Below are 13,578 nucleotides of genomic sequence, written 5' to 3' on the forward strand. Positions count from 1 at the left end.
ATATTTGTTTTATATACTTTGTTTTGAACAGAATGTATTATATATTCACAATTGCTTCTTTTTTTATAATTCTTTCGTATAGCTCTTCTGATAATTTCAAGAAGTTATCAGGCATATCTTTCCCTTTAAACTTCTTTTGAATCGTGCCATATAAACCTATATCGCGTAAACGTAAAAATAACAGCAATGATTCATACCAACTATCCGCTAGCTTATGTTCATATTCGTATCCTTTTCTTAACACTTGTAATTGTTTACGAGCAAAATCGGTCTTCTCTTCCGCTGTCCACGGTGTAAATAGAACAGAGTAATAAAGAACCATCGCTAAATCGTGTATAAAGTAATTATAAGCCGCATCATCAAAATCAAAGATTGTTAGCTCTTTACCATCATAATGAAAATTACCTGGATGAATATCACCGTGCATAAGGCCGAACGTTTCTCTTTCAATTGGAAGAGCCTTTATCTCAGCCATTAATACCGCAGCGATCTTTTTCACTTGATCATCTTCTAATTCATTAACAATCCCACTCTCATCTTCTTCCCACGTATCACGATGATCCGTTTTAGGATAGTTCATTGTTAGACGATGCAGTTGTCCAATCGCTTTTCCCCATGCTTCAAAGAGAGGCTCGCCCCAATAAGGCGATTCTTCTCCTTTTACTTGCTCCCCTTTTGCATATGTAAATAAGGAAGCGAAAAAGAAAGTCCCATCCTCTGCTCTGATTTCTTCTACAAGATTTTGAGATGCTGAATAAAGGGGTCCTGCTACCTTTGCCCCATTCTCCGCAACATATCGTAAAAAATCTAGTTCAGCTTCGACTTCTTTTTTAGAACGATGAGAAGAGTGGGTTAAACGCAATACGTAATCTTCGCCACGATTACCCTTTGCCTTAAAAATATAATTTTCAAAATCTCCAAGTGGCTTTTCTTCCACTGTTACATGAAATGTCTTTGCTGCTCTTGCTAAAATTTCTTTTGTAAAAACTCGTTCTACTGCTATTTCCATATGTATCCCTCCTATATATCTTCTTAATTCGACACAAATGTGAGAAGTACTGCTATGAAATTGAATAATGCGTGGACAATCATAGCCGATAAAATAGAATTTGTTTTCTCATATAATCCAAGCATAAATTTCTCACAAAAAACAAAAATTAACAGAAGTAACTTTATTCTAAAGAGGTGGAAATTATGACAGAGCAAAAAGAACAACAAGAGAGTACGGATCAAAAGCATATGTTTCCATCACTTCCGGAAAACATTAATTATATCGAAAATAAGCTCTGTCATTCAGACGATATAAAAAAATTGGATCTCCCTTTTCAAAACGGAAAAGGAGCAATCCTATATATCGAATCTTTAGCAGACCCAAATCTAATTCATCAATTAGCCCTTGAGCCTTTATTGACGCGGTCAGATTTAGCTTTAGATAAAGCTTTTTCTACATTAAATATGAAAAAGGAAACGAATTTAAATTATGGCGTGCAGCTCTTATTACAAGGCAAATCATTATATTTTCATGAACAAGTCGACAGTTTTTGTATTTTCGAAACAGCTTTATCTTTAAAGAGAGATATAGCAGAGCCTGATAATGAAGGCATTGTACGTGGACCACATACTGGTTTTGTAGAAGATTTAGCAACCAATTTAGCTTCCATTCGTAAACTCATAAAAAGTCCAAACGTCGTCGTTAAATATTTCACACTTGGTGAAGAAATGCATACGAAAGTGGCAATTGCTTATATGCAAAATATAGCGAATGACGATTTAGTTACAGAAGTGAAAAGAAGGTTAGAAACGATTAAGACAGATGCACTTATGCCTCCAGGATATATACAAGAATTTATAGAGGATACGTCTTTTTCACCATTTCCGCAGCAATTAAATACAGAGCGTCCAGATAGGACCGCTGCAAATTTAATGGAAGGACGAGTTGCTATTTTATCTGACGGTGATCCAACAGCTCTCATCGTTCCTGTTACATTATTTGCTTTCTATCAATCACCAGATGATTATAATAACCGCTGGATTGTCGGTTCTTTCGTCCGAATGATTCGGTTAGTGAGTTTCTTAATTGCTTTTCTCTTACCAGCTATATATATCGCAACGGTTGCTTTTCATCCTGATGTGTTGCCACTTGAACTCGTTTATACAATTAAAGCTTCATTAGAAAAAGTACCGCTCCCTCCTATTTTTGAAGCTCTCTTAATGGAACTGATTTTCGAGTTATTACGAGAAGCTGGTATTCGTCTGCCAAGCCGCGTTGGGCAAACAATCGGTATTGTAGGCGGTTTAGTAATTGATGATGCAATTGTAAAAGCCGGACTCGTTTCTTACACAATGATTATCGTTGTAGCTTTAACTGCAATCTCATCTTTTCTCGTTCCATCAAACGATATGAGTTCAGCAGTTCGAATTCTTCGTTTTCCATTAATGCTCCTTGCTGCCCTATTCGGATACGTAGGAATATCATTCGGTCTCATTATAACTTTCGTTCACCTATGTCAGCTTCATTCTTTTCATACACCATATCTTTCTCCTGTTGCACCAATGCGGATTAAAGATATGAAAGATTCTTTTGTAAGACTACCAATTTGGTCATTTTGGGAACGACCACATGATCCAAAACCGAAAAAAATGCAGCGCCAACATGTAACGAGAGAGGATGAGGACGGTGACAAACACGCAAAGTAAAATTTCGCTTGTTCAATTTACCTTTTTCGTTATTCAATGCCAAATTGGAGTGGGTATACTTTCTCTCCCAAACCGTCTTCACCCAATAGCAAAAGGTGGTGGATGGATTTCTGTACTCATCGCTGGGCTTGCAATTCAGATTATTATTTTACTTATGTGGCTTTTCTTAAAAAGATTTCCTGATGCAGATATGTATGAAAGTGTTTGTATGCTATTTGGTAATAAATTTGGAAAATTATTAGGTTTTCTTTATGTTTTTTATTTCACTCTTATCGGTATGACAGTTATGTTAAGCGCTTGTAATGTCATTAAAGTTTGGATATTACAAGCTACTCCTTGGTCTGCCATTCTCATGCTATTTACAATAGCTTGTTGTTATGTAGCTTATAACACGTTTAAAGTCATCGTACGATTTTATGTCATGGCCTCTATTCTTATTTTACCTATGGCACTTTTAATTGGACTTGGGCTCTCACGGGCTGACTTTTCTTATATTTTTCCAATTACAGAAGCTGGATGGTGGAATATTATTCAAGCATCCAAAGAAACCATTACAGCTATGTATGGTTTTGAAATTTTTCTTATCGCTTTCCCCAAAGTAAATGGGAGTTCTATTGCAAAACTGAAGGCAATTTCTATCGCGAATGGATTTGTAACTCTTTTTTATACTTTTACCGTTTGGATTTGCTTTATCGTATTTAGTCCAAAACAAATTGAACTTATTCCAGAACCAGTTGCTTACTTATTACGCTCCTTACATATCGGAATTATAGACCGAACTGATTTACTATTCATACCAATTTGGATGATAACTGTTGTAGCTTCTATCGCTAGTTATTATTGTGCTGCTTCAATCGGAATTGGACATATATTCAATCTTGCTAATCATAAAAAGGCCGTTCCAATCGTTGGTATTATTGCTTTTAGTGTAGCCTTATTTATAGATACACCGGAAGAATTAAAAGTAATTTCAACTTTCACTGATAAGTTCACCTATATTTTCATCGTTGTCCTCCCTCTTTTATTTCTACTTTATTCAGTAATAAGAAATAAGAAAGGAGAACAATATGTTCAAAAAAAGAGTTAAATTAATTTTTATATTATGTACTAGTTCCCTCCTTTCTGGATGCTGGGATCAAGAACCATTAAGGGAGGCAAGGTTAGCTTATAGTATTGGATCTGATATTACGGAAGAGAATCAACTCCAGCAAACAATTGAGCTCGTAAAAAGTTCAAGCGGAGAGCAATCTTCATTCGAGAATGAAATACATTCAGCAACTGGACATAACATAAGAGATACAAGCGATGCACTGAAAAAAAATGTAACCGGAAATATTCGTTATTTCAAATATGGTGTTCAATTACTAGGAACCAAAATTCTAAAAAAAGGTGTACTACCTTATTTAGATGTCAGCTTTCGGGACCCAACAAACCCAACTGCTTTAGTAAAACTTATTGCAGTAGATGGTGAAACATCCGAAATACTGAAAAAAAAGAAGGTCGGAAATTTGTTAATTGGAGATTTTCTAAAGAAAAAAGTGAAAAGCTTAGAAGAGATGAGTGTATTTCCAAAAGAAACTTTAGAAACAGCTGCTACAAAAATGTTAGATCCCGGTAAAGACTTTACCCTCCCTTCTATAAAAATAAAAGGAAAAGAAGTAATTACAAACGGATTAGCTTTATTTAACAATGATAAATTGACCGGGCATTTACCTTTAAAACAATCTGTTTTATTCGTATTATTAACTGGAAAAATGGGAACAAGTGCCCGTATAACCCAAAAACTTACTAGCGATGAATCCGAGAAGACATCTGACTATTTAACAATGGAAGTGAGCAATCGGAAATTAAAACGAGACTTAAAAATAACAACAGATAAAAAAGGAAATGTGTATGCTCACATTAAGCTTCAATTAAAAGTTATAGCTCTTGAAGCTCCGAGAGATAATCTTTACAAAATGGATGAAAGAAAAAAACTAAATAAGGAACTATCCAAACAGCTCACGAAAGAAGCGAAAAAAATAACGAAAAAGTTACAAAAGGCAAATTGTGATGCTTTCGGGATTGGTAGACACCTTATCGCATATCACCCTGATTTATGGAAGAAAAAAAATTGGAATAAAGATTATGCAAAAGTAAAATTCAAACCTGAGGTAGAGGTAAATATTTTGTATAGTGGTGTCCTAAAATAAAAAGGTTGTATGCCGCTCGGGCATACAACCTTTTTTATTTCGTATATCGATATACAATTGATTCATATGGTCTTAAGTTAAGTTTTGTAATGTCCTTGCTGGCATCTCTATAATTTGACAGTAGTATTTCTTGTTTCATTCCATCTAATTGAACGTGCGCTGGTACAGAGTACGTTATTTCTTCTCCATAGAAGTTATTTATAACAAGCAGCACTTCACTTTCTGTAGTACGAGTATATGCCCAAATCTTAGGATCATTTTTATCTAAAATAGCATATTCTCCTTCTGTAATTACATCATACGTTTTTCTAAGTTCTATTAACTCTTTATAATGATAAAATACAGACTCTTTATCTTCTAATGCCTTCTCTACGTTTATTTCTTTAAAGTTCTCAGCCACTGAAATCCAAGGTGTACTTGTTGTAAAGCCACTGTTCATCTCTTCATTCCACTGCATTGGAGTACGGGAGTTGTCACGAGATTTTTGTTTTAAAATCCCGATAATCTCTTCTTTTGATAATCCTTCTTCCAGCTTTATATCATATATATTTAACGATTCCACATCACGATATTGTTCAATAGACTCAAAATTAGGATTCGTCATACCGATTTCTTCGCCTTGATAAATATAAGGCGTTCCTTGCAACATATGCATCGCTGTCGCTAACATTTTCGCAGATTCATTTCGGTACTCTCTATCATCACCAAAGCGTGACACAATACGAGGCTGGTCATGATTACACCAGAATAACGCATTCCATCCTCCGCCCTTTTGCATTTCAATTTGCCAATTAGACATAATCTCTTTTAATTTAATGAAATCAAAATTCGCTTTCGTCCACTTATCTCCATTCGGATAATCTACTTTTAAATGATGGAAACTAAACGTCATACTTAATTCATTACGCTCAGGGTTTGAATATTTAATACAATTATCAATTGTCGTAGATGACATTTCTCCAACTGTAATTACATCTTTCCCTTCAAAAACATTTCGGTTCATTTCTTGTAAATATTCATGAACACGCGGGCCATCTGTATAATATTTACGTCCATCGCTTGTCGCTGTACTTCCGTCATCATTTAAGAATTGTTGATCTTTTGAAATTAAATTAATAACATCTAATCGGAATCCAGTTACCCCTTTATCAAGCCAAAAGCGCATCATATCATATACTTCTTCACGAAGTTTTTCATTTTCCCAGTTTAAATCCGCTTGTGTCTCATCAAATAGATGTAAATAATATTGCTCTGTCTTTTCATCATATTTCCAAGCAGACCCACCAAACTTAGATTGCCAATTATTTTTTTCATCACGCCAAATATAGTAATTACGATATGGACTATTTTTATCTTCCTTCGCTTCTTTAAACCACTTATGCTCCGTCGAACTATGATTTACAACGATATCAAGCATAATTTCAATGTTACGTGCTTTTGCTTCTTCTAAAAGCTCTTCAAACTCTTCCATCGTTCCGTAAGATGGATCAATACGGTAGTAATCACTTACATCGTATCCATTATCATTTTGTGGCGATTGGTATATCGGTGTTAACCAAATATAATCTACTCCGAGTTCTTTTAAATAATCTAGTTTTTCTGTAACCCCTTTTATATCACCGGTTTCTTTATTGTAATAGCTATTAAAGCTCTTCGGATAAATTTGATAAACTACACTTTTATGCCAATCCTTCATGTTTAACTTCCTCCTACTTCTGTTTTACTCGTTTTGCAAATAACCACGTTAACGTAAATGGGATTACAACTGTGATAATCATTCCGACAATAAACATGGGAATCGATTTCGGAATGATAGAAATAAATGCTGGTAATCCGCCAATTCCGATAGCCGGTGCTAATACACCATTTAACGTAATAAATATTGCTGCCACAGCCGATCCTATAATTGCTGCATAGAATGGGAATTTATTTCGTAAGTTTACACCAAACATAGCTGGCTCTGTGATACCGAAATATGCCGAGATTGCTGATGTAGATGCCATACTTTTATCATTTTGATTTTTAGAAATCCAGAACATCGCAAGTGCCGCACTACCTTGCGCAATGTTAGAAAGAGCAATCATTGGCCAAATGAATGTACCACCGTGCTGTGCAATTAATTGTAAATCGATAGCAATAAACATATGATGCATACCTGTAATTACAAGTGGTGCATATAATGCTCCAAACAATACTGCCCCAACTACTGGTACTGTTTCATATACACCTACTAATCCTACTGTTAATAAATCTCCAATATGACGTGTAACCGGACCGATAATTCCTAATGCTAATACACCTGTCACAACGATTGTTGTAATTGGTACAACTAATAATTGAATTGCATTTGGTACATGTTTCTTTAAAAAGATTTCTACTTTACTTAATACAAATGCTGCTACTAAAACAGGTAAAATTTGTCCTTGATATCCTACCTTCTCAATTTGGAACAGTCCTAAAATATTGAAGTACTCAATCTTTTGACCATCTAAACCAGTCGCTGCTTTTCCGTAATCCCAGGCATTTAATAAGGCTGGGTGCACAAGCATTAATCCCATAACAATCCCTAGTATTGGACTACCACCAAAACGCTTCGTTGCTGACCACCCGACAAGTGCTGGTAAGAATACGAATGCTGTATTGGCCATCATATTAATTAAATCCCAAAGCCCGCCTAAGTTTGGATACACATCTAATAAATTTTTCCCATCAAAAAATAAGTCCTTTGCGCCTAATAGATTGTTAATACCCATTAGTAAACCAGCTGTTACGATTGCTGGTAATATCGGCATAAATACATCTGAAAATACTTTTACAAACTTTTGAGCTGGATTTAACTTTTGGTTTCCAGAATCTTTTACATCAGCTACTGTCGCTTCCTTCATACCTGCAAGCGTTATCAATTCAGCATATACTCGATCAACATCTCCTGGACCGATTACAATTTGAAATACCCCAGCGTTATGAAACGCTCCCTTCACTAATGAAACAGACTGCAATTTATCGTTATCTATTTTACTTTCATCCTTTAAAGCGATACGGAGTCTCGTTACACAGTGCGCAGCTTGTTCAATATTGTCTTTCCCGCCAATATACTGCAACACTTCCTCTGCTGTTTTACGATAGTCTTTCCCCATATTCCCGTCCCTCTTTTCTTTTTTGATACCGTTTACAATTACATATTAACTCGTATATATAAGTTAGTCAATACTCGTATATACGAGTTTGTCATTTTTTTATAAAAAAAGAGATGAAACGTTATTACGTTCCATCTCCTTATTTTCTCCGCGCCACATCCGAAAAATGAAAAATATCTAAGCGGTGGCGGGATTCTGTATATTCGAACTGACTTCCATCATACAAATGCGTAAAGTTTTTCACGACAACAACATAATCTGTTCCATTTAAATCTAAATACTTCCTATCGTCCTCTGTACATGGTTGCACTTCAATTACTCTCTGTGAGTAACTAATATGAAGACCTAGTTCTTTCTCAATATATTTATAAATGGACCCCGCTGCAATTTCACTCGTTAATCCAGGAATATATTCCGATACAAAATGATTAATATCCAAAATTACTTTTTCTCCATCAATATTTCGTACGCGTTTAATATGATCTATGTCTGTTTTCTCTTTCACATTTAATAGCTTTGCAACCTCTTTTGTCGCTTTTACTTTCTCCATTTCCACGACTTCTGTAATACAATGGCGTCCTAAACGTTCATTTTCTTCTTGGAAACTTACAATACCACCAAAGTTGAATTCAATGTTTTTTCGCTTTAAAACAAAAACACCTTTTCCGTGTATTTTTTGAACATATCCACGTTCTTGTAATAAATCTACAGCTTTTCTTACAGTACCGCGGCTCGCTTCATATTGCTTCATTAATTCAGTTTCTGATGGGATTTTGCATCCCTCTTTTAATTGCCTATTATCAATAGAATTACTGATTTCTGTATAAATTTGTTCATACTTACTCATCATCTACAATAGCCCCTTGTCACCTTCTAGTTCTATATGTATTATACCATGCTACACTCTTCTGCCAATCTCTCACTTATTTTCCAGTATAGGAAAAATAAGGTAAATATTTAATCTCTAAAACGTATTTTTATAAAAATTTTTATATTTTTCTTTTCATTCAAAAAAACATGTAGTATACTAACTTCAAAATCAGAGGAGAAAGGGAGCAAAGAACTATGCTTACTTATACAACAATTGTAGTTACATTTGCACAAAAACATCATCATCATACGTAACCCTTGAAACCTAGCGGAAAAATTACGCGTAGGTACAAGGGTTATTCCCGTTGTACCTACGTTAGGCGAAGAGCCATGTAGGTATTTTTTATCTACATGGCTCTTTTTTATTGCCAAAAAGCTAGTAAAAAATGATGTTTAAGCAAATCTTACTACAAAGGAGTTAACAAAAATGGAAACGAAAAAATGGGGATTATGGGTTTTAACAGCTTTTGTTATCGGGAATATGGTTGGCGGTGGCGTATTTATGCTCCCAGCGAATTTAGCACAAGTATCAGGTCCAATGGGTTCTACACTTGCATGGAGTATTACAGGACTTGGCGTATTTATGATTGCACTCGTATTTGGAAATTTAGCAATCCGAAAACCAGAATTAAAAGCGGGGCCACAAAGCTATGCTCAAGCGATGTTTCCTTCAAAAAAAGCGGGTAAAGTTGCAGGATATAGTATGGCATGGGGATATTGGGCTGCGAACTGGGCTGCAACAGCATCTGTTATTATTTCCTTTGCTGGATATTTATCAACATTCTTTCCAGTTTTACAAAGTAAGCAAATTCTCTTTTCAACGAACGGATTTTCACTAGAACTTGGAAAAGGATTAACGTTCCTCGTATGCAGCCTTATGTTATGGGGAATTCAATATATTCTTTCTCAAAATATTGATCGTGCTGGAAATATGAATCTTCTTGCTACTATTGCAAAAATTATTGGATTTACAATGTTTATTGTAATCACATTATTCATTTTCAACGTCTCTAATTTCGGAGACGGGCAAACATTTATGAATGAAGCAGGACAATCCATTTCTTTAGGTGGACAAATCAATTCAGCTGCTATTGCAACACTTTGGGCGTTCATCGGTATTGAATCGGCTGTCATGCTTTCTAATCGTGCAAAATCTCAGCGCGATGTAAAAAAAGCTACCATTTTTGGATTAATTATCGCTCTTCTTATTTACATGTCAATTACTCTACTTACAATGGGTGCTCTCCCGCAAGATGCTTTAAAAGAGTCTCAAAAACCATTAGTAGACGCATTAAATTTAGCAATTGGCAATAAAGGTGCCTATATCATGGCTCTACTTGCACTTGTATCTTTATTTGGATCTACAGTGGGCTGGATTGTTGTTAGTTCAGAAGTACCTTACCAGGCTGCAAAGAACGGACTTTTCCCTAAGCTGTTCGCAAAAACAAATAAAAAAGGGAGTCCTTCAAAATCATTATTGATTACAAATGTGATGACGCAAATTTTCTTATTTTCAACGATTTCTGGTACTGTATCAGAAGCTTATAATTTCGCTATCGTTGTAGCAACATTAGCTTATTTAATTCCATACCTTGTTTCGACGCTGTACCAATTCAAATTAGTTATTACAGGAGAAACGTATGATATAATGCCCGGTTCTCGAATAAAGGACGGGATCATCACTACATTAGCATTTGTATACTCTATTTGGGTTATCAAAACGGGCACTGCTGATTTAAAAACGTTCTTCTTAGGAATCGGATTGTTCGTATTAGGTCTTATCCTCTATCCAATACTAATGAAAAACTCCCAGAAAATGAATTAAAAAAAAGAGAAGCTACCCGCTTCTCTTTTTTATTCAAAATCTGTAATTAACTTTTTTTTTAACTCTCCTACAGATAAAGGTTTCGCATAATAAAATCCTTGCACATAATCACAACCCATAGATTGTAATAAACTTTCTTGCTCTACTGTCTCTACCCCTTCAGCAACTACTGCTAGATTTAAGCTATGGGCAATTTCAATAACAGATTTTACAATCGTTCGCTCTGGCTGTGCATGATCATAATGAAATTCACGAATAAAATTACGATCAATTTTCACTATATCCAGCGGTAATTGTTTTAAATAATATAAGGAAGAATAGCCCGTTCCGAAGTCGTCTAAAGCAATTAAAATACCCATATTTCTTAATTCTTGTAATGTGGCAATAATATAATCAAAATGACGAACAGCAATGCTTTCCGTTATTTCTAAAATTAAACGATTCGCAGGAAAACCAGTTCTCCTTAAAATACTACGTACAGATATAATAAAACGCTTTTGCATTAATTGTTGTATGGATAAATTCACAGATAACTTTAGTCCATCTTCATACTCCGGCAATGTTTTAAACAAGCGGCATGACTTTTCTAATACCCAGTCTCCTAGTTTTATAATAAGTCCAGATTCTTCAGCTACTGGAATAAATTCGCTTGGTGAAATCGGTCCTTCTTCTGTTGAACAACGTGCTAAAGCTTCAATACCAGTATATTTCTTTGTTTTCAAATCAATAATAGGCTGCAACGCCACCTCTAACTCTTCATCACGAATTGCCTTTTGCAAAGCAAATTCAATTTTCATTCTACGATTTATTTTCGCACGTAACTCACCTGTAAAGAAGCAAGCTGCATTTCTCCCCTGTTCTTTCGCACTATACATAGCTAAATCCGAATTCTTCAATAGAGTTTCTACATCTTGTCCATCTTGCGGATATGAGCACAGTCCTAGACTAGCTGAAATGTATACTTCATGACCTTCAAGCATAAATGGTGCCTGAAAGCATGACAATACAGATGTCGCTAGCTGCCTCATCTCATCTTGTGTATGATTTTTTGTTAACAACACAAATTCGTCGCCACCCAGCCTAGCCAGAACATCTTTCTCTCCTAGCACATAATGCAACCGTGAAGCAACTTCGCTTAAAAGTAAATCTCCTATCATATGACCTAGCGTATCGTTTACTAATTTAAAACGATCCAAATCAAAATAAATCATACCAAACTCTTTTTTATCTGCAATCAATTCGTTAACAGTCGTTATTAATTGTAAACGGTTCGGTAAACTCGTTAAAGCATCATGATACGCAAGCTCCCTATAACGACTTTCACTTAACCGCAACCTCTGTTCTGCTTCTTTCCTACTACTAATATCATTTCGAATCGCAATAAATTGATATGGCTCTCCTTTTTCATTTAAAAATGGAACAATTGTTGTTTTAACCCAATAATATGTACCATCTTTTGCTTGATTTCGAATCTCACCTCTCCATACTTTTCCGCTCAAAATACGCTTCCATAGCATTTGAAAAAATGTTTTCGGGTGATGTCCTGAATTTAAAATACGATGATCTTTCCCTATTAACTCTTCTCGTGTATATTTGGAGATTTCACAAAACTTATCATTTACATATGTAATAAGACCCTTTCGGTCTGTAATCGCAACAATTGAAGACTCATCTAATGCTAACTTTAAATCTCGCAATGAAGATTCATATAATGCATGACCTCTTTGTTCTAGCATGCGCATCTCTCCTTGCTTCCTATCTGACTAAAACACAACTTGTTTCTTTTCATAGAAATAGAGACATTTCATTTCCTAATAATCGTCCTTTACATACATCACGTTTTGAAATATGCCGATTAAAATAACATAATATTATTTGTAATAAAAAGCAATATAATACCGTTTCAATTATAAATAGTTGTTTCCTATCGCTATACTTAGCTTACCTTATTATAGCTTCTTCATTCTCTTACATACCTTTATAACTAGCTCTATACAACCCTAGTTTCCTACTAATTCTACTTACATCTAACCTTTTTACTTTACTAGCGAAATAGACATTTGAGCACACTATACAACTATTCCTGAATAAGAATATAGAAATTAAAATTAGTATATATGTTTTAAAATTACAATAACAAAATATTAACATATTTTCACCATTTTTTTGGAAATATTTTATAAATACTTTACTAAACTAAAAAAAGAGGAAAGCCTCTTTTTTTAGTTTAGTATGGATATGTTATTTGCTGATAACCCGGATATGGCGTTGGGTATGGTGCTGGGTATGGCGCTAGGTATGGCGCTGGATAAGTTACTGGGTACGGTGCTGGATAGTAGCCTCCACCTGCTGCACCCGTTAGTGCGCCAGCTGTAAGCCCACCTAACACACCTCCAGCAAAACTTCCAGGGAAAAATCCACCGCCCCATGAGCCGCCACCCCAGCCCCATCCACCTCCGTGATGGTGATGATGATCATGGTGATTGTGCCCTCCATGGTGGTGATGTCCGCCGTTATGATGGTGCCCTCCATGATGATGATTACGATAATACAATCCGTTATTTTCTATATAATTCATATTTCCCCTCTCCTTTTCCATTTTCTCATCTTAATAGGTATTGTAAGAATAATATGGATCTTGTTGGTAACCTGTATAATAAGAATAATCCGAGTAATACGGATAACCATATCCGCCATAACCAAATCCAGGGCTGAGTAATGCTCCTGCTACAAACCCTGGAAAGAAACCTCCACCAAAAAATGGGGAATGTCCAAAACCACCATGAAAACCACCGTGACCAAATCCTCCAATTGGACGACCATACATTTTATTCACCCTCCTTTTCTCTTTAAAAAC

The 13,578-nt window shown here is 35.3% G+C and carries 11 protein-coding genes and 1 pseudogene; 4 read left to right on the forward strand and 8 right to left on the reverse strand.

Annotated features, from left to right (window positions below; all coding sequences use genetic code 11):
- Positions 1-37: 37 nt before the first annotated feature.
- Positions 38-1,009: a phosphotransferase enzyme family protein gene (locus tag PDK19_RS15715; protein ID WP_074568113.1), complete on the reverse strand. Its 972-nt coding sequence runs from the start codon at positions 1,007-1,009 to the stop codon at positions 38-40.
- Positions 1,010-1,032: 23 nt separating this feature from the next.
- A pseudogene (locus PDK19_RS15720) lies at positions 1,033-1,125 on the reverse strand (CPBP family intramembrane glutamate endopeptidase); the annotation flags it as partial.
- Positions 1,126-1,194: 69 nt separating this feature from the next.
- Between PDK19_RS15720 and gerKA the strand changes: the two are divergent.
- Genes gerKA through gerKC form a run of 3 tightly spaced genes read left to right on the forward strand, consistent with a single transcriptional unit; the run spans position 1,195 to position 4,889 of the window.
- The gene (gene gerKA / locus PDK19_RS15725) at positions 1,195-2,697 is read left to right on the forward strand and encodes a spore germination protein GerKA (RefSeq protein WP_270707540.1); all 1,503 of its coding nucleotides are present in this window, start codon (positions 1,195-1,197) and stop codon (positions 2,695-2,697) included.
- Positions 2,678-3,784, forward strand: coding sequence for a GerAB/ArcD/ProY family transporter (locus PDK19_RS15730; RefSeq protein WP_000185802.1), 1,107 nt, complete (start codon positions 2,678-2,680; stop codon positions 3,782-3,784). Before gerKA ends, PDK19_RS15730 begins: the two co-directional genes overlap by 20 nt.
- The gene (gene gerKC, locus PDK19_RS15735; RefSeq protein ID WP_270707542.1) at positions 3,765-4,889 is read left to right on the forward strand and encodes a spore germination protein GerKC; all 1,125 of its coding nucleotides are present in this window, start codon (positions 3,765-3,767) and stop codon (positions 4,887-4,889) included. The genes PDK19_RS15730 and gerKC overlap by 20 nt, the downstream gene beginning before the upstream one ends.
- A gap of 34 nt (positions 4,890-4,923) precedes the next feature.
- On the opposite strand, the gene treC is transcribed toward gerKC, so the two are convergent.
- The 3 genes from treC to treR all read right to left on the reverse strand — a co-directional run bounded on the left by treC (position 4,924) and on the right by treR (position 8,876).
- Positions 4,924-6,585, reverse strand: a complete 1,662-nt coding sequence (treC, locus tag PDK19_RS15740; RefSeq protein WP_088106341.1) for an alpha,alpha-phosphotrehalase — start codon at positions 6,583-6,585, stop codon at positions 4,924-4,926.
- 13 nt (positions 6,586-6,598) lie between these two features.
- A complete protein-coding gene (gene treP / locus PDK19_RS15745) occupies positions 6,599-8,026 on the reverse strand; it encodes a PTS system trehalose-specific EIIBC component (protein WP_074568116.1) in 1,428 nt (475 codons plus the stop codon).
- Between the two features lie 139 nt (positions 8,027-8,165).
- Positions 8,166-8,876, reverse strand: a complete 711-nt coding sequence (treR, locus tag PDK19_RS15750; RefSeq protein WP_000987250.1) for a trehalose operon repressor — start codon at positions 8,874-8,876, stop codon at positions 8,166-8,168.
- A 447-nt stretch (positions 8,877-9,323) separates the two neighbouring features.
- Here treR and PDK19_RS15755 point away from each other — a divergent pair, with 447 nt between their 5' ends.
- Positions 9,324-10,721, forward strand: a complete 1,398-nt coding sequence (locus PDK19_RS15755; protein ID WP_270707546.1) for an amino acid permease — start codon at positions 9,324-9,326, stop codon at positions 10,719-10,721.
- Between the two features lie 29 nt (positions 10,722-10,750).
- On the opposite strand, the gene PDK19_RS15760 is transcribed toward PDK19_RS15755, so the two are convergent.
- The 3 genes from PDK19_RS15760 to PDK19_RS15770 all read right to left on the reverse strand — a co-directional run bounded on the left by PDK19_RS15760 (position 10,751) and on the right by PDK19_RS15770 (position 13,548).
- A complete protein-coding gene (locus PDK19_RS15760) occupies positions 10,751-12,457 on the reverse strand; it encodes a putative bifunctional diguanylate cyclase/phosphodiesterase (RefSeq protein ID WP_000893363.1) in 1,707 nt (568 codons plus the stop codon).
- 491 nt (positions 12,458-12,948) lie between these two features.
- Positions 12,949-13,299: a hypothetical protein gene (locus tag PDK19_RS15765; protein ID WP_014893320.1), complete on the reverse strand. Its 351-nt coding sequence runs from the start codon at positions 13,297-13,299 to the stop codon at positions 12,949-12,951.
- Between the two features lie 30 nt (positions 13,300-13,329).
- The gene (locus PDK19_RS15770; RefSeq protein ID WP_000274348.1) at positions 13,330-13,548 is read right to left on the reverse strand and encodes a hypothetical protein; all 219 of its coding nucleotides are present in this window, start codon (positions 13,546-13,548) and stop codon (positions 13,330-13,332) included.
- Between the last annotated feature and the right edge of the window lie 30 nt (positions 13,549-13,578).

This window comes from Bacillus cereus group sp. BcHK124 (genome assembly GCF_027712065.1).
Classification (GTDB): domain Bacteria; phylum Bacillota; class Bacilli; order Bacillales; family Bacillaceae_G; genus Bacillus_A; species Bacillus_A pacificus.

Bases quoted from the DNA above. Each gene is read 5' to 3' on its own strand.
- PDK19_RS15715 (WP_074568113.1), bottom strand. From the start codon at position 1,009: ATGGAAATAGCAGTAGAACGAGTTTTTACAAAAGAAATTTTAGCAAGA.
- treP (WP_074568116.1), bottom strand. From the start codon at position 8,026: ATGGGGAAAGACTATCGTAAAACAGCAGAGGAAGTGTTGCAGTATATT.
- PDK19_RS15765 (WP_014893320.1), bottom strand. From the start codon at position 13,299: ATGAATTATATAGAAAATAACGGATTGTATTATCGTAATCATCATCAT.
- gerKA (WP_270707540.1), top strand. From the start codon at position 1,195: ATGACAGAGCAAAAAGAACAACAAGAGAGTACGGATCAAAAGCATATG.
- treR (WP_000987250.1), bottom strand. From the start codon at position 8,876: ATGATGAGTAAGTATGAACAAATTTATACAGAAATCAGTAATTCTATT.
- PDK19_RS15755 (WP_270707546.1), top strand. From the start codon at position 9,324: ATGGAAACGAAAAAATGGGGATTATGGGTTTTAACAGCTTTTGTTATC.
- gerKC (WP_270707542.1), top strand. From the start codon at position 3,765: ATGTTCAAAAAAAGAGTTAAATTAATTTTTATATTATGTACTAGTTCC.
- PDK19_RS15770 (WP_000274348.1), bottom strand. From the start codon at position 13,548: ATGTATGGTCGTCCAATTGGAGGATTTGGTCACGGTGGTTTTCATGGT.
- PDK19_RS15760 (WP_000893363.1), bottom strand. From the start codon at position 12,457: ATGCTAGAACAAAGAGGTCATGCATTATATGAATCTTCATTGCGAGAT.
- treC (WP_088106341.1), bottom strand. From the start codon at position 6,585: ATGAAGGATTGGCATAAAAGTGTAGTTTATCAAATTTATCCGAAGAGC.